The 24043-nt window shown below is 52.7% G+C and carries 18 protein-coding genes; 6 read left to right on the top strand and 12 right to left on the bottom strand.

Annotated features, from left to right (window positions below; all coding sequences use genetic code 11):
• Positions 1-46: 46 nt before the first annotated feature.
• Together KTH_RS30085 and recD2 are read right to left on the bottom strand one after the other, a co-directional pair.
• Entirely contained in the window at positions 47-907 is an 861-nt protein-coding gene (locus KTH_RS30085) for a sulfurtransferase (protein WP_111322355.1), read from the bottom strand.
• Positions 908-1077: 170 nt separating this feature from the next.
• Positions 1078-3306 carry an SF1B family DNA helicase RecD2 gene (gene recD2, locus KTH_RS30080; RefSeq protein ID WP_497622555.1) on the bottom strand — a complete coding sequence of 743 codons (2229 nt, stop codon included), beginning with the start codon at positions 3304-3306 and terminating at the stop codon, positions 1078-1080.
• 247 nt (positions 3307-3553) lie between these two features.
• Between recD2 and KTH_RS30075 the strand changes: the two genes are divergently transcribed.
• Together KTH_RS30075 and KTH_RS30070 are read left to right on the top strand one after the other, a co-directional pair.
• Positions 3554-7825, top strand: coding sequence for a DUF6788 family protein (locus KTH_RS30075; protein ID WP_497622553.1), 4272 nt, complete (start codon positions 3554-3556; stop codon positions 7823-7825).
• A gap of 76 nt (positions 7826-7901) precedes the next feature.
• Complete coding sequence (locus KTH_RS30070; protein WP_497622551.1) at positions 7902-8570, top strand: O-methyltransferase; 669 nt, start codon at positions 7902-7904, stop codon at positions 8568-8570.
• A gap of 53 nt (positions 8571-8623) precedes the next feature.
• Here KTH_RS30070 and KTH_RS30065 read toward each other — a convergent pair whose 3' ends face one another.
• The 7 genes from KTH_RS30065 to KTH_RS30035 form a co-directional block, all read right to left on the bottom strand.
• Positions 8624-10219 carry an anti-sigma factor family protein gene (locus tag KTH_RS30065; protein WP_497622549.1) on the bottom strand — a complete coding sequence of 532 codons (1596 nt, stop codon included), beginning with the start codon at positions 10217-10219 and terminating at the stop codon, positions 8624-8626.
• A complete protein-coding gene (locus KTH_RS30060) occupies positions 10216-10809 on the bottom strand; it encodes an RNA polymerase sigma factor (RefSeq protein WP_170142574.1) in 594 nt (197 codons plus the stop codon). Before KTH_RS30060 ends, KTH_RS30065 begins: the two co-directional genes overlap by 4 nt.
• A gap of 177 nt (positions 10810-10986) precedes the next feature.
• The gene (locus tag KTH_RS30055) at positions 10987-11532 is read right to left on the bottom strand and encodes a cob(I)yrinic acid a,c-diamide adenosyltransferase (RefSeq protein ID WP_111322343.1); all 546 of its coding nucleotides are present in this window, start codon (positions 11530-11532) and stop codon (positions 10987-10989) included.
• 35 nt (positions 11533-11567) lie between these two features.
• Entirely contained in the window at positions 11568-12455 is an 888-nt protein-coding gene (locus KTH_RS30050; RefSeq protein ID WP_111322341.1) for a hypothetical protein, read from the bottom strand.
• Positions 12456-12687: 232 nt separating this feature from the next.
• Entirely contained in the window at positions 12688-12849 is a 162-nt protein-coding gene (locus KTH_RS30045) for a hypothetical protein (protein WP_170142573.1), read from the bottom strand.
• Between the two features lie 167 nt (positions 12850-13016).
• Positions 13017-13706 carry a Chromate resistance protein ChrB gene (locus tag KTH_RS30040; protein WP_111322339.1) on the bottom strand — a complete coding sequence of 230 codons (690 nt, stop codon included), beginning with the start codon at positions 13704-13706 and terminating at the stop codon, positions 13017-13019.
• A gap of 224 nt (positions 13707-13930) precedes the next feature.
• Positions 13931-15118, bottom strand: coding sequence for an acetyl-CoA C-acetyltransferase (locus KTH_RS30035; protein ID WP_111322337.1), 1188 nt, complete (start codon positions 15116-15118; stop codon positions 13931-13933).
• 354 nt (positions 15119-15472) lie between these two features.
• On the opposite strand from KTH_RS30035, the gene acs reads away from it, so the two are divergent.
• The 4 genes from acs (at position 15473) to KTH_RS30015 (ending at position 21086) form a co-directional block, all read left to right on the top strand.
• Positions 15473-17416 carry an acetate--CoA ligase gene (gene acs / locus KTH_RS30030; protein WP_111322335.1) on the top strand — a complete coding sequence of 648 codons (1944 nt, stop codon included), beginning with the start codon at positions 15473-15475 and terminating at the stop codon, positions 17414-17416.
• Between the two features lie 165 nt (positions 17417-17581).
• On the top strand, positions 17582-19663 hold the full coding sequence (locus KTH_RS30025; protein ID WP_111322333.1) for an arginine--tRNA ligase: 2082 nt from the start codon (positions 17582-17584) through the stop codon (positions 19661-19663).
• A gap of 136 nt (positions 19664-19799) precedes the next feature.
• Positions 19800-20675 (top strand): LLM class F420-dependent oxidoreductase, encoded by an 876-nt coding sequence (locus KTH_RS30020; RefSeq protein ID WP_111322331.1) that lies wholly within the window; start codon positions 19800-19802, stop codon positions 20673-20675.
• Positions 20676-20690: 15 nt separating this feature from the next.
• A complete protein-coding gene (locus KTH_RS30015) occupies positions 20691-21086 on the top strand; it encodes a MazG nucleotide pyrophosphohydrolase domain-containing protein (protein ID WP_111322329.1) in 396 nt (131 codons plus the stop codon).
• Positions 21087-21137: 51 nt separating this feature from the next.
• Here KTH_RS30015 and pyrF read toward each other — a convergent pair whose 3' ends face one another.
• The 3 genes from pyrF to KTH_RS30000 are packed head-to-tail and all read right to left on the bottom strand — an operon-like array spanning position 21138 to position 23993.
• The gene (pyrF, locus tag KTH_RS30010; protein WP_111322327.1) at positions 21138-21974 is read right to left on the bottom strand and encodes an orotidine-5'-phosphate decarboxylase; all 837 of its coding nucleotides are present in this window, start codon (positions 21972-21974) and stop codon (positions 21138-21140) included.
• 1 nt (position 21975) lies between these two features.
• Positions 21976-22614, bottom strand: a complete 639-nt coding sequence (locus tag KTH_RS30005; protein WP_111322325.1) for a phosphoribosyltransferase family protein — start codon at positions 22612-22614, stop codon at positions 21976-21978.
• 11 nt (positions 22615-22625) lie between these two features.
• Positions 22626-23993: a dihydroorotase gene (locus KTH_RS30000; protein WP_497622543.1), complete on the bottom strand. Its 1368-nt coding sequence runs from the start codon at positions 23991-23993 to the stop codon at positions 22626-22628.
• Positions 23994-24043: the final 50 nt, after the last annotated feature.

The raw sequence follows: 24043 nt of genomic DNA, 5'->3' as shown, positions 1-24043 counted from the left end.
ATTAGCGCCCTCCCCCCGGGTCTTTTTCGGGAGCGCACAGACTCCATTACTTCTCTATCGGCGAGCGAACCAGATTTCCCCACTCAGTCCAGGAACCATCATAGTTGCGAACTCGCGGATAACCCAGAAGCTTCGTCAAAACAAACCAGGTATGCGCTGAACGTTCACCAATACGGCAATAGGTCACTACCTCTTTATCTGGCGTGACATCGTTACTACCATAAATCTGACGCAATTCCTCTGCGGATTTAAAGGTGCCATCGGGATTGGCGGCAGTGGCCCAGGGAATATTCTTCGCCCCGGGAATATGGCCACCGCGCTGGGCTCCCTCCTGCGGATAATTGACCATATGTATCAATTCGCCGCTGTATTCCTGGGGAGAACGCACATCGATCAAGCGTCGTCCGGGATTCTTCAGGCCAAGCAAGACTTCATCCCGAAATGCCCGCGCAGATTCATCCATAGGCTGCGCTTTATACCGGGTGGGCTCATAGTGCGGCACTTCCCGCGTCATCGGGCGATGCTCCGCTTCCCACTTTGCCCGTCCGCCATTCATTATCTTCATCCGTGCATGGCCATACATTGAAAAGAGCCAGAAGGCATAGCAGGCATACCAGTTATTTTTGTCCCCATAAAGAACAATGGTGGTGTCATTGGTTATTCCCCAGCGACTCATCAATTGTTCAAAGCCCTGCTGATCAATGAAATCGCGAGAATATTTATCCTGTACGTCAACGTGCCAATCCAGCTTCACTGCACCCGGAATATGACCCAGCTCATAGAGCAACACATCTTCATCGGCCTCAATCAAACGAATATCAGCATCATGAAGATGGTCCGCAACCCAATCGGTTTCAACCAGCACTTCAGGATGAGCATAACCGGTTGATGTCTCTGATCCAGCCATAATACAAAACCCCTTCTTCAATCAAAATACTACGGGATCTACGAAACAATATACTGACAGATCTGCTTATTCGCTTTTCGCATAAGGGAAAGGCAGAACGTGCTAGTGTTTCCTCAATTATATTCTACCTTCCGACTCTATTCTACTGCTACCGCATAGAGCCTCAGCATTTACTGGACATGTTCGACACCCTGACGGAGCCTCCGGAGCCGTTCCATCAGTGCCGTATTTCGCTGAATAACACGATCATTTTGAACAGCCAGTTCCAGAGCCGTTGGTTGACCGACCAGCACACAGAAACGCTTTGCTCTGGTAATAGCCGTATAGAGTAGATTGCGTTGCAGCAACATCCGATGCTCTCGGAAAAGTGGCACGATAATCGCTGGATATTCGCTTCCCTGGCTCTTATGAACGGTAACAGCATAGGCCAGCACCAGTTCTTCCAGTTCATGAAACGCATAACTGACAAAGAGCGGGCCCGCCTCTTCCACAAATTCAACTTTCACAGTTGAGGTATCTCTATTAATACTACGAATCCAGCCAACATCTCCGTTGAAGACGCCCTTATCATAGTTGTTTCGCGTCTGCATCACTTTGTCACCAACGCGAAAAAGTTTTTCCCCCCACCCCACCTCGGCCAAAGCGGAGGTATTTAAGCGCTCTTGCAGCTTCTCGTTCAGTAGATGCACCCCAACCGCACCCCGATACATCGGGGAAAGCACCTGAATGTCCGTCAGTGGATGAAAGCCATAACGCGCGGGCAGACGACGCTGTACAAGATCAAGAATCAATTTTTGCGCCCGCACCGGATCCTCTTCTGCCATAAAGAAGAAATCGCTCCGGGCCTCGATGCGCGTTGAAGGCAGCAGCCCCCCATTGATCCGGTGCGCATTCACGATAATCTTGCTTTGTTGCGCCTGTCGAAACAGCTCGGTCAGGCGGATAGAGGGCACATCCTCGCTCCTCAGCAGATCGCGCAACACATTGCCCGGACCCACCGAAGGTAACTGATCGGCGTCACCCACGAGCAACAAATGCGCGGTACGGGGCAAGGCCTTGAGCAGGTGATAAAAAAGGAGAATATCCACCATCGAGAACTCATCGACGATCACAAACTGATAGGGCAGAGGATGTTCTTCATTGCGCTGATAGCTATTATCATGGGGTGTATACTCCAGCAACCTGTGCAGCGTCTTCGCGGCATATGGTGTTCCCTGCATGCCGGTCGCCTCTGAAAGCCGCTTAGCCGCACGTCCGGTTGGAGCCGCAAGCGCGAAATCAACCCGTCGACTGCGCAGGAACATCAACAACGCACGAATAGAGGTTGTCTTACCTGTTCCGGGGCCGCCTGTGAGGATCGAGACCTTTTGCGTATAGGCCGTTTGAACCGCAAGCCGCTGCTTTTCCGTCAGGAGAATCCGCCGCTCTTTCAGGCGCTCAAAGACCCGCTCCCAGAGCGTTTCAGGAGCGGGAGGCAGAGTATCAGGAGATTGTTGCAGGATTCGTAGCAAACGGGCAGCACCACTTTCCGCATACCAGAAAGGAGCATAATAAATACAGGGCTCGCCCTCGCTATCAACCTCAGTGAAAATATCCGGGTCATGCCGCATCTGCTCAAGCACAGCCATAATGGCCTCGGCTGAAACATGGAGCATCTCAGCCCCCCGCGTGACCAGCTCGCGTTCATGCAAGAAACAGTGTCCATCCTCGTTCGCGGCCTGCGTTAACACATATTTTAACCCGGCGGCAAGGCGTGGCTCACTATCAACAGGCATACCAAGTTTTAACGCAATCTCATCGGCCATACGAAAGCCGATGCCCTCCACCTCCTGTACCAACTGGTAGGGGTTCTCGCGAATAACTCTGATCGAATCCTGCCCATAATGCTTGTAGATACGTGTTGCGACATTGATCGAAACATCATGCGATTGCAAAAAAAGATGCAGTTCCTTGATCTCGCCCTGCTCTATCCATGTTTTGACGATCTGCTGTCGGTCTTTTACACCCAATCCCTTGACTTCGCTCAGGCGCTCGGGCATTTGCTCCAGAATCGCCAGCGTCTGCTCGCCAAAATGCTCTACAATCAGTTTCGCCTTCTTGGGCCCAATACCCTTAATCAGCCCTGAGCTTAAATAGCGAATCATCCCTTCAGTGGTTGAGGGCAAACGCTGCACAAAACTGACCACACGCAACTGCTTGCCATAGCGCGGGTCATGCTCCCACTCCCCCTCAACCGTTAACAGTTCACCGGGATGGACGCCCGGGAGCGTCCCGACAATCGTGGTAAGATCGTCACGAAAGAGCCGCCCACTGCTATTCAAGCGAAAACGCGCGACAGTATAGTGATTATCCTCATTGCGAAAAACGATATTTTCAACAGATCCATCAAGCTTTGGCATGGTAATGTATTCTCGACTGACATGCTGAGATCGGAAAAATCAGTACCTTGTGGTATCTTAGCACACCTCCAGTTGCTACGCATCAGAACGCGTTTCTCTGCCAGCTTTCAGGGTCGCAACATCGGCTATCACATTGTTATGGCAATCTATTCTAGGTTATAATGCTATCGTATTCTTCTACCTCTTGTCATGATGTATACGAACAACCTTTATTTCCCTGTTCCTGCACAGCAGATAGGCACACAAAATGAACGGAAAAGTTACCTATCGTCAACAATTTACCCGCTGTGGCAAGCCCCGCTGTCGCAAATGCCGGGATGGCGGCTCAGGTCATGGGCCTTATTGGTATGCTTATTGGAGCGAGAACGGCAAGACAATCAGTAAGTACATTGGCACCCGCTTACCTGAACATATAGAAGCGACCCAACTGCTGCGAAAGGCCGAAGGGAAAGAGCTGTCCCACCATACCAGCAGACCTGCTCTCCGCATTTACCTTCTTGGCCAATTCCGGATTGAACGTAAAATAGGCGATGAATGGGTTGCGATTGATAGTCGTACCTGGCACCGTCGACGTGCCCGAGCACTGCTCGGTTGTCTGCTCAGCAATCCGGGACGCCGCCTGGGTCGAGAACAGGTGATGGAATATCTCTGGCCCGAACTCGATATCACTGTTGCCGCGAACCGTCTGAACGGAGCCGTGCATGAGCTTCGCCTGATCCTCGAACCTGATATCGCACGTCCCGCCGCCTCACGGATGTTGCGTCTTGAACGTGATATCCTCGAACTGGCAGATAGCACCTACATCTGGGTTGATGCCGAGGCGTTTGAGAGCCTGATTAAAGAGGCCAGCGCGAGCAGCGACCCTCAACAGGCAAGACATCTTCTGGAACAAGCAGCCGAACTTTACCAGGGCCACTATCTTCTGGAAGAGCTCTATTCTGAATGGGCTGCGCACCGGCGCGATGCCCTGCAACGCGCCTGGATCGGGCTGTTGCTCAAGCTTACCGACCTCTACATTGAACAAGAAGCATACGTCAATGCAATGGAGACGCTCGACCGCCTGCGAACTGCCGAGCCAACCAATGAAACGGCACTGCAACGACTGATGCTCCTGCTAACGCACCTGGATCGGCGCGGTGAAGCACTTCAGGTGTATCGTCGTCATGTTCTCATGCTCCAACGCGAGTACGAAAGCGACCCCTTGCCGGAAACAGTCGCGCTCTATGAGGCGCTACGCAAGGGACATATTCCGCCTATGCCTGGTGGCAAAACAGCGCAGCAACCGACCTCCACTGCAAAAACGCCGCCTGCCGGGCACCCAGAGGGCACCCGAAAGCCTTTTCACTTTCTCCGTCCAGCCTTCCAGCTTGGACGCCATAACCAGAGTCCCTTAATCGGGCGCGAGCAGGAGTTTCACCGCTTGCGCCAACTACTCCGCACGCTTGAAGCAACTGAGGCACAGCGTCCCCATCCTGACGGCAGCGAACAGCTTCTCACACCACAAACAGGCCCGTTGGTGCCGCGCCGCAAGACAATCCATTTCGCGCTGCTTCAAGGAGAAACAGGTATCGGAAAAACCCGCCTCGCCGAAGAGCTCAGCATGGAAGCATACGCGCGTGGATGGGCCATTGCATGGAGCCGCTCTTTTGAGCAGGAAACCTCGATTCCCTACCGTCCGTGGACCGAGCTACTTCGTGCATTGCTCAGCGCAAGCCCCTCTTTCTATGAGTTGCTTTCACAGGATCAGCAGGGGCTCACGACCCTGCCCTTTCATATCGAACGACTCAGCGGCTTATTGCCTGAGCTGGCCCGCTATAACACACAATTTCAGCGGTCTGTGCCAGCCGTTTTTCATGAACAGGAACGGCTCTTACTCTGGGAAGCAACTCTCGGCTTGCTTGGAATGATCGGACAGACTCAACCACTGCTGCTGGTTCTTGATGACCTGCACTGGACCGATGCAAGCAGCATTGACCTGCTCACCTATCTGGTACATCATCTCCAGGATCAGCGCGTCCTGATCCTCGCAACCTGTCGGGATGGAGAGCTTCCAGCGCAGCATAAGCTTCGCACGCTGATTGCAGATCTTTGCCGAGAACAGGCAATCGTCGCGATCACGGTCCAACCGCTCACACATGCCCAGATTGGCTCACTGGTCTCTCATCTGCCTCAGGAGGTGGTTGAAAACATCCAGCAGCAGGCCGCCGGGAACCCCTTCTTTGCCGAAGAGCTGGCGCGGGCGATTGTCCTGCCTACCAGTACCGAGGAAAGACAGGGCCAGAGGGAGACAACCACTGGCATGCTACCTCAGGCGATCTCATCCGTGCTGGAACGTCGCCTCGGGCGTTTAAGCGCTGAATGTCAGAACTTGCTCAGCAAGGCGGCTGTCCTGGGAGGCTCCTTTGAGCTACGCCACCTGCTTCCCATGACACGTGAGCAGAGCGAGGATGCAGTGCTCGACTTGCTGGAAGAGGCGCTCTATGCGGGTTTGTTGACCGAGGAGGGAACAGGAGCGCACATCACCTATCACTTCTGGCACCCATTGATTATCAGTCATCTATATGAGCGGCTTTCGGCGGCCCGCCGGGCGCAATTGCATCGCAAAGCAGCAGAAGCGATTCAGGTTGCCCATAGCGATACCATGCAAGAGAAAATCGCGTCCGAGATCGTCTATCACCTCTGTAAAGGGGGAGGTGATACAGCTCAGCTTATTCACTATGCAGAGCTGGCCGGACATCGCGCCTATAACCTGGGCTCCTATTCCGAGGCCCTGCGCTATTATGTGTTGGCGCTTCAGGCGCTATCAGGACAACAGCCGTCCCCGCTTTCAATCCAGGAAAATACCGAGCTACAAAGTCAGCTTCAACAACAACTGGCACTCCTTGCCCAACAGGACAGAGTTGAGCACCTGCACCATACCAGTCTGCTTGTCGAATACATCGCGGAATGCTGCTCGATCCTGGGTCTCTTTACGGTGGCGCAAGCTGCCTACCATTGCACGCTTGCGCTTCGTACCCGCCCCGATTTTCTGCATCAGGCCTACCCTGCCGAGATGGACGAGGCAGAAAAGGAACGGTTGGATACACAGATACAGGGCCTTCTGCTCCGAGAGTTAGGACATCTCTATCATATGCGTGGCGATGGCATTCAGGCTCACCATTACTACGAAGAGGCTCGGCGCACTCTGATGCTTCCCAACAGCACCAAAGGTATCGGCTGGGTCTGCGTCCAGATCAGCATTGCTTCCCTGTTTCGTATTGAAGGTCATTTCAAGCGGGCGCAGCAGTATCTTCAGGAGGCTCTGGCAACATTCAGCGATTGTACCGAGAATCAGATCAGCCCCTTTTACGAGATGCTTCCAACCGCCTCACAACGCCCTCAGACCCGTATTGAACGCATCTTAACGGGAAACTCTCTTGAGGTTGCACGTGGACACGAGGTGCTCGGACTGGTTGAAAGCAGCCTGGGAAATCAGGATGCCGCCCTGAAACACCTGCATCTAGCAGCCCAGTTCTTTGAACAGGTCAATCATATCCTGGATACTGCCAGAATCTACAATAACCTGAGCACCGTCTATATCACGCTTGGCGAGCTGCAAAAGGCATATACTTATCTACAACAGGCGCTCTCACTGGCAGAACGCAGCGGTGACTTGCCCTTAAAATCGACCATTATCGGGAATTTCGCCAACATCTACTTCTTTCATGGGAATCTGCAAGAAGCTGAAAACTACGCGCTGCAATGCCTTGCCCTGAAGGAAGAATACAACGGGCGAGAAGGCGTACAGTGGTTCTGTGTGCGTATGGCATACATTCAACTGGAAAAAGGCGATCTGCAACAGGCTGGCACCTACATCCTGCGAGCCCTCAAACTTGGACGGCTGATGAAGAACAGACACTCCATTAGCTTTGCACGGCTCAGCCTGAATACCCTTCGTATCTATCGTGCAATTATGCAGGAAGAACTGTATCTTCCTGAAAAGCGAGCATCTCGGCAGCTCTCCGTACATAGCCTCCAGTTACTCCGACGCGCACAATATAGCCTGCACCATATTCTAACAACAGATGATGTCGAGATTGAGCCTATCTGCATCTATGAGGCGCAGCATCTGCTTGCGTATATCGCCTATCTGTTACACGATCTGGAGCAGGCCAGACAACTGGCCGAGCACGTTGTGAACGAGATCAATCGCACCAAAGCCTGGACAAGCGCCAGCTTCCCGCTCTGCTTGATGGGTTTGATCGCAAACGAGCAAAAGGACTATCAGCAGGCAGACAGCTTCTTTATGCGGGCCCTGAATCTCGGGCATAAATTCTACTTTCGGCTTGACTATGCGAATACCCTGTATTATTATGCATCCGCATTGCTGGCCCGTCAGACGGAGGAAGGACAGCGACAGGCGCTCTCTTATCTCTATAAAGCCCGTCAGATCTTTGTCAAAGCACACGCACATCAGCCGTTGAGCTACGTTCAAAAACTCATCAAGAACTACGAAAAGCGAAGCGAGGATGTGTCGTAAGAAGCATACGCTAACTTGCTTCACGCTGAATGCGCCGAAGCCGGTTAGAAGAAAACAAGAAAGGTATGAAATCATTATGAGTGATACCGAAAAGATTACAGACGCTTTGGAGCAGCTCTTTGCTCCCGAAGATGCCGCGCTACAACAAGCGCTTGTGGCAGCAAAGGAGGCGGGTCTACCCGAGATCCAGATATCACCGCTTCAGGGAAAGTTGCTTCAGGTGCTGGCCGCAGCCTGTAACGCACAAAAGATCCTGGAAATTGGTGCACTCGCGGGCTATAGTGGCATCTGGCTGGCGCGATCCCTGCCAGCACACGGCACCTTTATTACGCTAGAAGTCAGCGCCAAACATGCAGAGGTCGTTCGCCAATCGCTGGACAGAGCGCAGATCACTGCCAGAACGGAAGTCCGGGTCGGGGCAGCTCTCGATCTCTTGCCGACGCTTCAGGATGAAGCGCCTTTCGACCTCATCTTTATCGACGCGGACAAGCCATCCTACCCGCAGTATCTGGATTGGGCACTGAAGCTGAGTCGCCCGGGAAGCATTATCGTCGCTGACAACTGTATCAGAAATGGGCAAGCCCTGGTTGAGCCAGCAGCCGGTGACACGGGAAGCACAGCTGCGCTCTATACCTACAACAAGCAAACGGCCACACACCCTCGTTTACGCTCCATCGCGCTTCCAATGCGTGATGGTAACCACACTGATGGCTACAATATCTCGGTTGTTCTGCCTGAAGCCTGACCACACGCCCGCATGGTGGGGATGATATCTATCCATGCGGGCTTTTTCTCCGATTACTCATCCAGGCTTGCCAGCAACATGCTCCATCCAATCCATTGCAAGGAGTGTACAGGATCAGTTTTCGCGTTCGTTGACTGAAAGATCATTTTGGGCTCCTGCGTCCCTGTCAAGCTGCGATACCAGTATCGCACTGTGCCATCAGGATATCTGCCCGCTGTGATCAGCATTGTATTCTCTTCAGGCGACAGCAGCGCAACATCAGTTAAAACCTCACTCGATCCCGGAGCGACATCTTTTGCCAGCGTCTTGATCACTGAACCATCAGTAGCATCAATCTCGATCAGATCAGCCAGCCCGTTTGTCTGCAATACGATAGGGTTAAAAGTGTAGCTGTCGAAACCAGCCAGCGTCTGCGCCTTGCCGATAAGTCTGGGCGTCTCTCCCATCAGTTGCAACCGGAAGAAACCTTGCATATTCTTAAAGGAGCCGGAAAAGTAGAGCGCATCACCCAGAGGGCTCATAACCAGCTCACCCTGTATATTTACCCCCGTCAGGAGCACATCCATCTCTTTGGTTTCGAGATTAAACCGCCTGAGCTCTAATCCCGGCTCGCCCTCTACCCGCACGGTATAATATAGCGTGTTTTTATAGGCGAAGTGTAGATGCTGCGCATTCAGCGTATAAGGGATATCCCGTCTTGTACCATCACCAGGATGAAAGACGATAATGGCAGTATCTGTATAGGTAAAGATAGATTTATCATCAGTATTCCAGACGGCATTATAGTCTCTATCACTGTGTGTGTGGGCCCCACTGACGCTAAAGCTCTTCTGCCCTCTTAACAAATAATAGGTCATGCGATCAGCTTCTGTGCATTGATACAGCACCTCATCAGCAGGTTTGTGCGAGATCTTGGATGTGTTCGGCTTCTGCGGACAGATTGATGATACAATTACCGCTTTCTGTCCATTTGCCGGGTTGTACAGAACCAGGTTTTCCTGCTGTTGCACCTTCTCCACAGCAAGCAGGGAAGACCATGTGCTTGCAGGGACAACCTTTTGTTGTTGCACAGCAGTTGTTTTCAGTTCCGTACTCCCCTGTGTGGGCTGCTGCTGCGTTCCATGCTGCAAGAATTGCAGTGAAAAGATGCCAAGCAGCCCGACAGCAGCAATCAGAAGCGCCGCAAGCGCCGAAAAAGTCACAAAAGCCTTCTTCAGGACCGACTGACGTGGCGCGATCACTTTCCTGTTCGCGGGCTGCCATTCGGGTGAGAGCAACCGACCGTTACGCGCCGGTTTCTCCTGTAATGCAATCGGTTGTCTGGACGCCTCCTCGCGAAGCGCGGCCAGAATACGATCAGTCGTTGCAGGAACACGTCGTTCTGCTTGAGCGAGCCACGCCTGCAACTGGGTCCGCTGCTGCTCGCGTACATGCCGTGCCTGTTCTAGAGCGTCCTGGCAAGCAGGGCAGGTCGGAATATGATCGCGCAGACGACGCAACAACAGTTCATCATCTAGATCTAATTCAGAAGCAAGGAGATCTAACTGCTCATCGCTACGGACCAATTCATCAACCAAACGTAAACAGTGTCTACTGAGCGGGCAGGTGGGGAGGTCCCGCTTAGACGACTCTGGTGTAGTATCCTTCATCTTCTTCCTTCCTGATCAAGGCCGGAGTAGATGCGTTGAAAAGCCTGGCGAGCGCGAGATAAACGGCTTCTTACTGCTGAGAGCGTATCTTGCATTATTTCTGCAATCTCATTATAGGAAAAACCCTCTGCATCCAGCAGCAAGCACATCACCGAGTTCTGTGGCAAGCGTGACAGGACACGCTTTACCAGATCACGCTCTGCAACGCCTTCTTCAAATGGGTTGTCCAGCAGCGCACCATCTTCTACCTGTTCTTCAAACGAGGTATCATTGTCACCAACCGCTGAAGAGCCAAACGGAACAATCGTTACATGTTTTCGTTTACGCCACTCACTGCGCAACTGGTTCAACGCAATGCGATAGAGCCAGGGAGCGAAGCGCAAATCATGCCCGTTCATACGGGGCAGCGCTCGATATGCTGACAGAAAAGTTTCCTGACAGATATCCTGAGTGAGTTGCTCATCACGTGTCATTCCATAGATCATCCGTCTGATACGAGGCTCATACAGCACCACCAGCGCTTCAAAAGCAGTGACTGATCCCTCGCACGCCTCTATAACAAGCCGCGACTCATTTTCTACAGCATTCATCAGAACCATTTTATTGAGCGGCTGATTTCAGTTCCCTCTACGCTAGACAATGCCCATTACTCCTATTTTGTCTCGATCAGATTTTAGCCAGTCCCGTGTTTCTCTTTGAGGGCATAAACTTCCACTCTCTAATTATCAGCAATACAACGCGTAATTTCTGTGAAGTAGTTCACATTTTTAGCGTTCTGGACGCTGAGCGAGGGAGGAAGTCACCTCAATATACCGGGCAAGAATAAAAATCAGATCGGAGAGGCGATTGAGATAACGTACCACTTCGCCGTTCTGGATGACTCCATCATGCAGTAACTTGACCGCCATCCGTTCAGCCCGCCGAATAATAGTGCGTGCGAGATCGAGGGCAGCGCCATCGACAGTGTCGCCAGGAATAATGAACTTATTGGGAATCTCAACCTTGCTCTTTAACTCCTCCTCTATCTGCTCCAGTTGGGCCACATGCTCTTTTGTCATGCGCAGACCCAGGGTCTCATAGTGTTCAGGAGGTGTAGCCAGTTCCCCCATCAAGACATACAGCTCTTGCTGAACACGAAACAGAATATCCTTGACCGTCTGATCCTGTGCCACAGCTCGTGCCAGACCAAGCGCCGATGTTGCCTCATCAACCGTCCCAAAAGTATCGGGACGAGGATCATATTTCGGGACGCGTTGGCTGCCCAATAAACCGGTATAGCCGGTATCGCCCGAACCTGTTGTCACCTTTGCCATAACACCTCTCCTTTCCAGGAAACAGTTTCCTGTTCTCAGACTTTATCAGGAATACCAGTATCCCCTGTATAACGGTAGGCCCGGCTGACACGCCGCCACTCCATCTCTCGGCCTCGCACATGACGTTCCTCATCAACGGGTTCCAGACGATTCGTTGCCAGAAAGCGCCGGCGGAGGTTTGAAAGGTCTACCTGTTCATCTGGCGGGAAGAAGGCCCGATAGAGCAAATTTGCCTCGGCGAGCGTCAAAATGCCGTCGCCTGTTTCTGGCTCCTTGATTACATTTAACGGCAGCGTTTCACGATTCGTCCCGTTGACTTGCTTGCCAGTGCGCCAGCTTCCCTCTTCCTTTGCCATTGTACCCATCTTCCCCATGTCGGCAAGGTAACGCAGAATCAGTTCGGGCTCACGAACGATATATGAGCGCAACGTATGCAGTGCAGCCGAGAGCACCGGCTTCATATCGGGATCAAGTTCTCTTCGTCCCGCCTCTACATCCTCGACGGGCACCCAACCTACATGCAAACTTGGGATTGGCTGCTTATGCAGATTCGGGCGAAGTTGATCGCGATTGGCTCGCAACAGGATACTATGAATCAGCGAGACAGCAGCCCCTTGCTCATTGCTGCCCCATACATGCACCTTCTGTTCTTGCCAACCCGCTTTTAACTGCACCAGCGGAGCGCTTCGCGGCCAGAGCAATAGCGCTTCAAGCGTACGCTCGACCGAATCAAGCACAGCCTCATTCCCCAGAACCAACCGCATAGGCGGGCCCCAGGGCCCCTCACGCAACAGCACCCAGAGCGACCAATCACTGATAGCGAAGGCAACAACGCTTACTGTCACAATCAGCCGTCTTGGCACTGCATCACGTGATGGTTGGGAAGAGAGTGGTTGCTTCGGTCCGGTTCCTGAGATGTTCATACCCGGCCCTCCCTGCGTATCACTCGATGCAACAACACGATCCAGCTTTCTTTCTCCATCGCAACCTTGCTCTTGCGTACATTCATTTTTGAAATAGCTCACTACATGTCTTACGGCTATTCTACTTTATTAGCATCTCTTACGTCCAGTAACAAAACACCAAGAAATACAAATGGGCGTCCTTCTGACGGACGCCCGGGTTATTGTGCCTTTTCTGAGAAGAAGTATTTTCTTAAAAGCCTAAAAGAAGCCGTAGAAAGAAAAGACTAAGGGAAGTCCCGGCACTCGCCAGAACACTCCAAAGCAACATGAGCCGATAGCGCCTGGTTATTTCACGTTGATCGATTGCAATTGCTTTTGCGCCACTGGATGGCTTTCTATAGTGCTGTCTCATATTTCTTTCCCCTTAGCACCGAGAAGTGTTTTCACTCTCTCGTTTTTTCGCTCTTACTGCTTTATACGAATCAGCCAGCGCTTAGTTGTACTCAGGATTGTACCTGACATAGCCGTGAAAAGCAATGAGAAGCCCCTTTCGTCCCCCACAAATACTGGTTTGAGCACCTATTCCACATGATCATCATGCAGTTCATGGGAGCCACCCTGCTTGCTTGTTTCCACCGGTCCAAGCAAGGTAGCAGTTACTCCGGGAACATCGCCTTCCAGTAACGGGTGAATCAGTTCCGCATGTAACTCCAGTAAACGGCGCACCTTACCGTGGTCCTTATCGTGAAATACACGCAATATCTGTTCACATGCAGCCAGTGCTTCAGCCGCCGCAGCCCGTCGGGCCGCGGTCAGCAATCCAAGCAAATCATGTCGTTTTGCCGTTCGAAACAAGACATGTGCCTTCTCCAACACCTCCGCCAGCTCAGCTTTCAACGCCTCGCTACAATGCTGTTCTTCTGTCAATTTCGCGACTCGGGCCAGCCATTGCCCACAGATGTTGACTATAGTGTTGTACTCACTGTTACGTGTTTCCAGTAGCGTTTGGAGAATACGCTGTTCATCATGAGGATCTAGCGCGATCACTGAAAAAATACTTGCCTCTCCACCCATTTCGTGAATATCATGAGCAAGCTGACGAAAGTGCCTCTCAACCTCATCCGAAAAAGGCAACAGATAGACTGAGTTTTGCAGGGCATACGCACCCAAACTTTGAAGTCGTCTCCATACCCACACCCGCTTCTGAGAAGGCTCGCTCGGGACCTTATACGTTAACTGCAACCAGCGCAGGGCCTCGCTCTCTCGCATGAATCTTACCCCTATCGATACGTTCGTAGTAACATGTGTTACTTTGTTTTTTATGGTACCTTGAGTAATCTGTAAAGTCAAGCATAACTTGCTATATCTATGCAAGACGCTGAAAAGGGCAGAAAAGCACCAGAAAATCCGCTCGCAAGCCACCTCTCTTCCCTCCCCAAAAAAGAAATGAGAGAGGCATATTCTGCCCCCCTCACGCTTCAATCGCTCATGCTTTAACGGGTCACATTCTCAAAAACGGCTGCAATCCCCTGACCACCTCCAATGCATAACGAGGCCACACCATACTTGAGCTTCTGCCGACGTAACTCATGCATCAGTGTGAGGGCCAGACGTGCGCCACTCGCAGCCAGCGGATGTCCGATCGAAATGGCTCCGCCATTGACATTTGTTTTGTTGCGATCCAGGCCAAGCCCTTTCTCCACCGCAAGATACTGTGCGGCAAAGGCCTCATTGACCTCAACGCGGTCCATATCTTCAAGATGTAAATCAGCACGTTTCAACGCCTGGCGAATGGCAGGAGCCGGACCAATGCCCATGATTTCAGGCGGCACACCAACTATGCCCCAGGAGACCAGGCGCGCCAGCGGTTTGAGTTGATATTCCTGCACCGCGCTCTCGGTCGCCAGCACCACGCAGGCCGCCGCGTCGTTAATGCCGCTGGCATTTCCAGCGGTGACCACCCCACCCTCACGGAAACGTGCCGGAAGCTTTGCTAACGCCTCCATCGAGGTATCTCGAATACCCTCATCCTGCGTGATCTCCTGCGGCTTCCCTTTGCGGTCCTTCACCGTTACGGGGACGATCTCTTCTGCCAGCCAGCCTGCTTCCTGCGCTTTACGCGCCTGTACCTGACTGCGAAGCGCGTATTCGTCGACTTGCTCACGCGTCAGGCCATACTTCTCGGCCAGATTTTCCGCTGTAATCGCCATGCCACAGCCAATATAGCTGTCAACCAGCGCCTCCCACAGGCTATCTTCCAGTTGAGGCGACATGCCAAGTTTCAGCCCTGCCCGCGCTCCACGGATGACATGCGGGGCCTGTGTCATGTTCTCCCCACCGCCAGCAAGCGCCAGCTTTCCTTCACCCAGACGTAGGAGCTGCGCAGCGCTGACAATCGCCTGCAACCCCGAGCCACAGAGACGATTGACAGTTAACGCCGGAACCTCTATAGGTAAACCAGCTTTTAAAGCAACATGACGAGCAAAATAAATCGCATCTTTGCTCGTCTGTATTACGTTCCCCAGAACAACCTGATCGATCTGTCCGGGCTCGACGCCGCTCCGTTTGATCGCCTCCTTTGCGGCTATAACGCTTAAATCTATTGCACTGATCTGAGACAGTGATCCCAGTAATACGCCTGAAGGGGTTCGCGCTCCTGCAAGCAGATAAATATCCTGCATGTTATCACCTCACTGTGAAAACAAAACACGTAGTATCTGTTTTCAGTCTAACACCTGAAACCTGCTCTCTGCAAGCACTGATTGCACTTTCGAGTCAAGCTCATCCTTGAAAGGGATGTTTCTTCCACATACCCTTTTTCATGCACTGCCAGCCTCACCTGATTCCTTGCCTTATTGGTCTATACGTCCAGACATCTCCCTTTTCCCTATATACTCCCTACGATCCTATATGCTATAATGTGGAAACTACAGAGGATAGACGATAGCGAGCAAGAGTCTGTCCGTATTGCCAGTGGCTCAATAGCATACCCTTCCACACAAAAGCCTATCTTGTAACCAGGAGGAATACTTCGTATGAGTAGCAACCTCAACTTTGAAAACACCGACACCATTTTAAATGAGGATCGTCTATTTCCCCCCAAAAGTGAGCTCGTCGAAAACGCTAACATCATGGCCTATATGAAATCCAAAGGGTTTACAGACTATGATGCCTTCCATAAGTGGTCGATTGAGAACCGCTTTGAGTTCTGGGAGGACATGGCAAAAGAGCTGCACTGGTTTAAGCCCTGGGAAAAGACCTTTGAATGGACCAACAAACCCTTCTTCCGCTGGTTCGTCGGTGGACAGTTCAACATCGTCTACAACTGCCTTGATCGGCATATGGAAACTCCTGTGCGTCAGAAGGTTGCCTTTTACTGGGAAGGAGACAATGGCGAAACCCGCACCCTGACTTATGAAGACCTGTATAAGCTGACGAACCGTCTGGCAAAGGGTCTGCAAAACCTGGGGGTGAAAAAAGGTGATCGTGTCGCGATTTATATGCCCGCGATCCCCGAACAGGTTGCTGCACTCCTGGCCGTTGCCCGCCTGGGGGCGGTCCATACCGTCATCTTCGGGGGCTTTGCTGCAAGTGCACTAAGAGAGCGCATCAATGATGCCGGGGCAAAGGTGGTCATCACTGCCGATGGGAACTATCGCGGTGGTAAGCACATCAAACTCAAGGAGATCACCGACGAAGCGCTTGAAGATACTCCCACCATCGAAAAGGTGGTTGTCGTCAAACGCCTGAGTAATGATGTGCCAATGCAAGCGGGACGCGATATCTATCTTGATGAGTTACTGGCAGACATTCCCGAAGATACTGTTGTCCCCTGTGAGCCAATGGACAGCGAAGATCTGCTTTATATCCTCTATACCAGCGGCAGCACAGGCAAACCAAAGGGGGTTGTTCACGTGCATGGCGGGCATGCCGTTGGTCTCTATATGACCACCCGCTTTGTGTTCGATATCAAGCCGGAGGATGTCTACTGGTGCACGGCAGATATCGGCTGGGTGACAGGCCACAGCTACATTGTCTATGGCCCGCTGATGAACGGCGCGACCAGCGTTCTGTTCGAGAGCACCCCCTATTATCCCAATCCCGACCGCTTCTGGAGCGTCGTCGAGAAGTTCAAAGTATCTATCTTCTACTCATCTCCGACCGCTATCCGTGGTCTGATGCGCTTCGGTGAGGAGTGGCCCGCGAAACACGATCTTTCCAGCCTGCGCCTGCTTGGCTCGGTCGGTGAGCCGATTAACCCTGAGGCCTGGATCTGGTACCGGAAGAATATCGGACACAACGAACTGCCCATCGTTGATACCTGGTGGCAGACCGAGACTGGCATGATCCTGATCAGCCCGACGGTCATTCTGCCGTTGAAGCCCGGCAGCGCGACAAAGCCCATGCCAACCATTGAGGCAGATATTGTTGATAAGAACGGCAATCCGGTTGATGCCACAAAGGGTGGCTTCCTGATCATTCGGCATCCGTGGCCCGCGCAGATGCGCACCATCTATCGAGATCCAGCCCGCTATGAGACCTACTGGGATACAATCCCCGGCGTCTACTTCGCTGGTGACGCTGCCACACGCGACAAAGACGGCTACTTCCGCGTACAGGGCCGCGTTGACGATGTTATCAAAGTCAGCGGCCATCGCCTCGGTTCAATGGAAATCGAGTCCTGCCTTGTCAGCCATCCAGCAGTAGCAGAGGCCGCAGCTATCGGCAAGCCCGATCCACTCAAGGGCGAACACGTCAAAGTCTTCGTTACGGTGAAAGAGGGCTTTGAGGCCAATGACGCGCTCGCCAATGAACTCAAGCAGCACGTGCGCTCAACTGTCGGCCCGCTGGCGACACCGGACGAGCTGGAGTTCCGCCCGACACTGCCAAAGACCCGCTCAGGAAAGATTATGCGTCGTGTTCTGCGTGCTCAAGAACTGGGTGAGCCTGTGGGAGATACCAGCACACTGGACGCGTAATTCTTTCGGGAACAAAGACAATCGCACATCAACACTTATACGCAAGGGCGACCCCCGGGACCTCTTTTCTCCTGGCGGTCGCCCATTTCATGACCTCACTTGACCATTTTTACAAAGCTAGCTATAGTAATTGGAACTACTGGTTTGTGAAGAGAGGGATGCATAATGACAGTCTCCAATGAGGCAGACCACCTGCCAGAATCCCAGCACCAAGATTTACTTGCACATCTTACTCAGCTTGTCAAACAAGCTGCGGCCAAATACATTGAGCAAGAGCAGCTCCAATGTGATGCTGCACAGTTGCCAATCGATCTCCGTTTTTCGGCACAGTCCAGCTTCGGTGATTATTCGATGCCAGTGATGCCCTGGATGCGCTTCAAACTCGGACGAAATCCGCTTCAGATTGCTGAAGGGTTAGTTGAGGCCCTCAAAGGGCTGAACGACCCCATTGTTCAGGAGATCACGGCAACCAAACCCGGCTATGTGAACTTCCGTCTTAACCGCCCTGCTGTCGGTCAGGTAATCATCGAAACTGTTCTTGAGGATGGTCCGGACTTCGGTCAGTCTGAAGTTGGCATTGGTACAAAGGTTGTGGTAGAACATACCGCGATCAATACCAATAAAGCAGCCCACGTCGGCCACCTGCGCAATTCCTGTATCGGCGATACTGTGGTACGTATGCTCCGCTCTCAGGGGTATCATGTCGAGGCAGAGAATTACATTGACGACTCAGGTGTCCAGGTCGCCGATGTCGTTGTTGGTCTGCTCCTTCTCCAACAGGGCAAGCTGCAACTTGCTGAGGGTAATGACCCGCTTCCCGGCGAGACTTATGACTACTATTGCTCACGCGTCTATGTAGCGGTCAATAAGCTTTACAGTGAAAAGGAATCGGAAGAGGGCAAGAACGCGCTTGAACTACGCTCAAAGGTACTGCACGCAATTGAGCATGGAGAGGAGCTTGAGGGAGAACCCGATTATGTCGCAATCGCCTCTGACCTCTCCCATCGAATCGTTCAGGCCCATCTGAAGACAATGGCGCGCCTGAATATCTCCTATGACCTCCTGACCTGGGAGTCCGCTATCCTTCAGGCCCATCTCTGGAAACACACGTTTGATGTCCTCCGCACACGCAACTTACTTGAACACCCCGAGACCGGACCGGCTGCCGGCTGCTGGATTCTCCCGTTTGGCGACGAGGAGAAAAAAGAGCAAGACAATGAGCGCATGAGCGATAAAATCCTTGTCAAGAGTGACGGCACCGCAACCTATACCGCGAAGGATATCGCAAACCAGCTCTGGAAGTTCGGTATCACCGACTCCGATGAGTTTAATGTCCATTTCCACTTTATCAAATGGGGCACGCAACATGACGGGCGCATCCTCTGGACAATGCGCACACCAAAGGATGTCGTCTCCACAGACGAAGAGGCAGACCCACAGCGCTTCGGACATGCAAAACGCGTCATCAACGTTATTGACGTGCGCCAGTCCTACCCGCAACAGGTGGTCTATGAGAGCCTGCGCCGCCTCGGCTATACCGAGCAGGCCGAGAACTCACGCCACCTTGCTTACGAGGTCGTCACCCTCTCCGCCTCAACCGCCGAGAGTCTGGGCATTGATACTTCTGATGGTCGCGAGTTCTACGCGATGTCAGGACGCAAAGGCATTGAGATCAAGGCAGACGATCTCATGAACGAGGCTGTCAAGCGCATGCACGAGGCACGCAAGCGGGATAACAAGCCAGATATCGATGACCATACGGCTGCTGCTCTGGCAGCTTCAGCTATTCGCTACTTTATGATCCGCTTCAACCTTCAGCAGATCATCGCGCTTGATATGGACGAGGTTTTGCGCCCGAACGGCGATACAGGCGTCTATCTGCAATATGCCTATGCTCGCGCAAACAGCATTTTGCGTCGCCTGCAAGAATCGGGATATGAGCTTCCTACACGACTTGAGGCACTCCCGGAGACGCTTGAGCAGAGCGAATGGGAACTGTTACGCCATATTGACGCCTATCCGCGCAAACTGGCAGAGGCAACAGAGCAGCTCTCGCCACCTGCACTGGCCTCCTATGCGTTCGATCTGGCCTCCCACTTCAGCGATTTCTATGAGCATACTCCACCAATCGTCAAAGAGACGGATGAGCGAGTAAAGGCCTTCCGTACGCTGTTGGTCAAGACAACTGTCCAAACTATGAACAACGTGCTTCGCACCCTCGGCTTTGAGCCACTGGAGCGCATCTAATCTCGAAGAAGTATTCCATCCCTTGCGGGGCGGTGAGCGCTCACCGCCCTTCCTGCCTGCGTTCTCTTCCCACTGGCCTTCCCTTCCGAAAAGATGATATAGTTATGCTATAAGAAAATTTGTGAAAGGGCAGCCCATGCAAACCGAGAAACCACTCCGTTTTGGTATCAAAACCTCTCCCCAGGATACCGGTTTTGAGGCGATCCTTGATACCTGGCTTGAAGCTGAAGAGTATCCTGCAATCGAACATGCCTGGATCAACGATCACTTCATCTCAATGGATGAACACCATCTGGATGCCCCGAGCCTGGAAAGCTGGACCGTGTTAACAGCCCTGGGAGCTCGCACATCGCGTCTACGTCTGGGGATTATGGTCATGAGCAATACCTATCGCAACCCGGCAGTCCTTGCCAAGATGGCGGCGACATTGGATGTCATTACTCACGGTCGGTTTGATTTTGGTCTGGGTGCTGGCTGGTATGAACGTGAGCATATCGCCTATGACCTGCCCTTCTACACTACCGCTGAGCGCATCCGCCGCCTTGATGAGGCCTGTGAGCTCATCAAACGGATGTGGACCGAGAAAGCACCCAATTTTCAGGGAACCTATTATCAGTTAAAAGAGGCCTACTGCGAGCCCAAACCGCTGCAAAAGCCGCATCCCCCGATTATGATCGGCGGCAGCGGTGAGAAACTCACCTTGCGTGTGGTCGCACGGCATGCGGATATGTGGAACTATATCAGCGGCACTCCGGAGGATTTTCGGCACAAGAGTAGCGTGCTGGATCGTCACTGTACCGCCATCGGACGCGATACAGCAACAATTGAGCGCTCCGTTCAGGACATTATTAATCTGGATAATCTAAAAGCAGAACGCGAATTACTCGCCCGTTATATCGATTCTGGCGCGACACATCTGATCCTCAGTCTGCGTCCTCCTTTCGTTACAGGGACTGTGAAGCGCCTTGTTACAGAGCTTGTAGAGCCTCTACAGGAGCAATTCTTGCACTAGAAGGACAATCTTGCTATGGCTGACGAAGAGAAAACCGTTTTCCCCAACAAGATGCGAACAATCAACGATTTCCAGGAATTTCATCGCTGGCTTGATAAAAAGAACAACTTTAATACAGACATCTTTCTGAACCTCACACTTCTCAGTGGCGAGGTTGGTGAGGTCGCACAGGTATTGAAAAACGTCTACTCAATGACCGATCCTGCCCGCAATGAAGATGAGATTGTCTCGCTGGATGAAGCCTTGAAGATCCACCGCGAGGACCTGGGACAGGAGCTGGCGGACTGTCTGGCGTACATTTTCAAGCTGGCAAACTATACCGGAGTTGATCTTCAGCAAGCCTACATCGACAAGATGGAAAAGAACGTCCATCGTACCTGGAAATATCACGGGAAAGACAAGCTCTCTTAGAGAAAAATGCAGGTGCTATCATTGTGCATGATAACACCTGCCTATCTTTGTTTACTGATGGCGCCGGGCCTTGTTAATTGCATCACGCAAGCGTTGTGCCTCGCGAGTTGCGGCATGGGCAAAATCAGGACCGCTCCCGGCAAACAGCACCGAGCGTGAGGCCGAAATAATCGCCTTCTCTCCCCGGGCATCAACTCCGGCCCTGACTGCCGCCTCAAGATCGCCGCCCTGTGCGCCGATACCGGGGATCAGGATTGGCAGATCCGGGCAAAGGGTACGCAAACGACACAACTCTTCTGGATAGGTTGCACCGACAACCATGCCGCAGTTTCCCGCCTCATTCCATGCCTGGATACGCTGTGCCACCACTTCGTACAGCGGACGCACCTGCCCATCAGGCCCCTGAACCGGCAAATCCTGAAAGTCGCGCGCGCCCGGATTGGAGGTTCGGCAAAGCAGGATCACACCTTTCTCGCGATAGGCCAGAAACGGAGCGACGCTGTCATAGCCCAGATAGGGGTTAACCGTCACCGCATCACACCCAAACTCATCAAAGATACTGACTGCGTATGCTTTTGCTGTATTTCCGATATCACCCCGCTTGGCATCTGCAATGACTGGTATCTCGGATGGAACCGCCTTAACAACCTGCTGAAACACGCGCATCCCATCAACGCCAAGCTGCTCAAAAAAGGCCAGATTCGGCTTGAAAGCGCAGACATAGGGGGCCGTTGCCTCGATGATCTCACGACAAAACTGAGTAACTGCCCGGTCAAGTGGAAGCGCTTGCAGGTGCGCAGGAAGCCGGGAAAGCTCGGGGTCCAGACCAACGCAGAGCAGGCTGTCATTGTGTCGCGCTGCCGTCAGAAGCTTTTCGACGAACCCCACGTCAGGCCCCCTTTCGTTTCGCCAGGAACGCTCGACCCTTTCCCAGTTCCGTATTCACAGGCACGCCATCCCGACAGAACGGGCAGGCCTCCTCCGTGTAGGTCTCAAGTGGCAGTTCGATCAACGCATGTATCGGAACACCGCCAACCGCTTCGGGAGTCACGCCGCCCCGGTTGCAGAGCGCGCTCAACCCGATGATATGTCCGTTGTGCCTGCGCACCAGCTCAATGGTCTGCTTCGCGGAGTTGCCTGTTGTGAGAATATCTTCGACCACCACAACATTTTTTCCTGCGATATATTTGTCATAGCCCCGACTGAAGAAGAACTGCTTATCGACACCATCAGCCCCCTTTTCGGCGAAGACAGCAAGCGTCTCACCCTGCTTGCGAAGCTGTGTCAAATAATAGGCAGTCCATTGCGAAAGAACAATCCCACCAAGCACAGGAGCCACCACAACATCAACGGTCTCCGGCTCGTACTGTTCCGCCATCAGACGACACAACGAAGAGATGATCGTGGGATGGACATAGAGAGCATCTTTATTGACATATACCGAGCTATGCCGCCCGGAGCTATAGACAAAATGACTACCCATCACAATCGCGCCAACCTGCTCAAACAGGTGCATTATCTCTGTCATATCATCCCTTCCTATTGCTGATTCTCGCGGCGGATACGCTGACCGCGTGCCTCGCCAATCACCTCACCTTGTTGATAGACAATATTGCCGCGTAAGAGGGTCATGATGGGACGTCCAACAAGCTGCATTCCCTCATAGGCAGACCAGCGATTCTTGGTAAAGAGATCCTCTTTTTTGACTTCCCAAACCTGCTCGGTATCGATCACTGTGACATCGGCATCTTTCCCGACCTCAAGCCCGCCTTTCTGGCCAAACCCGAAGATACGAGCGATATTGCGTGACGTCACCTGCGCGATGCGTACAAGCCCTTCTTCCAATGTCTCATGGCCGAACTGTTTGATCCAGTTTGTCACCAGTACAGGCAACGTCTCCTGAATGCCCGGCATGCCCGAAGCTGTCTCCCAGACGTTTGCCTTCTGCTTCTCTTCAAGAGAGTGCGGTGTGTGTTCGGAGATCACGGCGTCAATCTGCCCGTTACGCAAAAGTTGCCAGAGCTTCCGCTGCTCCTCAGGTGAGCGCAATGCCGGCGCCACATTGATAAAGTTGCCATACTTCTCGTAGTCGCTGGTATTAAAGGCAAGCTGGTAGGAAGCGATTTCACCATAGACATCAACGCCGATACGTCGTCCGAACGCAACCGCCTCAAACTCCTCTGTCGTGGAAAGGTGCAACAGATAGAGTTTGACATGGTTGAGCTTCGCCAGCGAGATCATTTCCAGCGCCGAAGTGAGCACAACCGCGAGATTTCGGGCCTCGCTCCATACGGCAGGATCGGTTCGTCCATATTCATCGCGATACTTATGCGTAAAATAGTTGACCAGCTCCTGATTTTCTGCGTGTAGCAGCGCCATAATCTGACGCTCGCCCAGGATCTCAAAGATCCGCGTGATATCGCTCAGATGCGGAATAGTTGTCGGCGTGGTGGCGTGCCCCGCGGTGAAGATCTTCACCCCGGTAATCAGGTCTTTATCGATCTTCCGCAGCTCATCGATATCCTCGACTGCGGTGCCCATATTAATGGTAAAATCGGTGTAGGAGCGCCCGGTGTAGCGCTTAATCTGATCTTTGACGCGTTCTACCGTCGTGGTTGGTGGGCGCACATTCGGCATATCAAACACCGTAGTATAGCCACCAGCAACCGCCGCCCGCGTCCCATGCGGAATATCTTCCTTATACTCAAGACCGGGCTCACGAAAATGCCCGTGCACCTCAATCAGCCCGGGTAAGATATATTTCCCTTTTCCCCGAACATCGATCACCTCGGTACCGTCTTTGGGGAAACCCTCTTCAATAGCAACAATTTTTCCCTCTGCAAGCCGCAGCGTCCCCTCAATGACGCGATCCGTCAGGACAATTGAACCGATAAGCGCTGACGCCATTTCGCTCCTTTCGATACTCCGCCCTGTGGATAGAGACTCTCCATCCAGCA

It is taken from the genome of Thermosporothrix sp. COM3 (genome assembly GCF_059696735.1).
Note: the sequence above shows the minus strand (reverse complement) of the source record. Positions and strands in the feature narration are given on the sequence as shown.

Coding starts and splice junctions, on each gene's coding strand:
- KTH_RS30085 (WP_111322355.1), bottom strand. CDS start 907: ATGGCTGGATCAGAGACATCAACCGGTTATGCTCATCCTGAAGTGCTG.
- recD2 (WP_497622555.1), bottom strand. CDS start 3,306: ATGCCAAAGCTTGATGGATCTGTTGAAAATATCGTTTTTCGCAATGAG.
- KTH_RS30075 (WP_497622553.1), top strand. CDS start 3,554: ATGAACGGAAAAGTTACCTATCGTCAACAATTTACCCGCTGTGGCAAG.
- KTH_RS30070 (WP_497622551.1), top strand. CDS start 7,902: ATGAGTGATACCGAAAAGATTACAGACGCTTTGGAGCAGCTCTTTGCT.
- KTH_RS30065 (WP_497622549.1), bottom strand. CDS start 10,219: ATGAAGGATACTACACCAGAGTCGTCTAAGCGGGACCTCCCCACCTGC.
- KTH_RS30060 (WP_170142574.1), bottom strand. CDS start 10,809: ATGAATGCTGTAGAAAATGAGTCGCGGCTTGTTATAGAGGCGTGCGAG.
- KTH_RS30055 (WP_111322343.1), bottom strand. CDS start 11,532: ATGGCAAAGGTGACAACAGGTTCGGGCGATACCGGCTATACCGGTTTA.
- KTH_RS30050 (WP_111322341.1), bottom strand. CDS start 12,455: ATGAACATCTCAGGAACCGGACCGAAGCAACCACTCTCTTCCCAACCA.
- KTH_RS30045 (WP_170142573.1), bottom strand. CDS start 12,849: ATGAGACAGCACTATAGAAAGCCATCCAGTGGCGCAAAAGCAATTGCA.
- KTH_RS30040 (WP_111322339.1), bottom strand. CDS start 13,706: ATGCGAGAGAGCGAGGCCCTGCGCTGGTTGCAGTTAACGTATAAGGTC.
- KTH_RS30035 (WP_111322337.1), bottom strand. CDS start 15,118: ATGCAGGATATTTATCTGCTTGCAGGAGCGCGAACCCCTTCAGGCGTA.
- acs (WP_111322335.1), top strand. CDS start 15,473: ATGAGTAGCAACCTCAACTTTGAAAACACCGACACCATTTTAAATGAG.
- KTH_RS30025 (WP_111322333.1), top strand. CDS start 17,582: ATGACAGTCTCCAATGAGGCAGACCACCTGCCAGAATCCCAGCACCAA.
- KTH_RS30020 (WP_111322331.1), top strand. CDS start 19,800: ATGCAAACCGAGAAACCACTCCGTTTTGGTATCAAAACCTCTCCCCAG.
- KTH_RS30015 (WP_111322329.1), top strand. CDS start 20,691: ATGGCTGACGAAGAGAAAACCGTTTTCCCCAACAAGATGCGAACAATC.
- KTH_RS30005 (WP_111322325.1), bottom strand. CDS start 22,614: ATGACAGAGATAATGCACCTGTTTGAGCAGGTTGGCGCGATTGTGATG.
- KTH_RS30000 (WP_497622543.1), bottom strand. CDS start 23,993: ATGGCGTCAGCGCTTATCGGTTCAATTGTCCTGACGGATCGCGTCATT.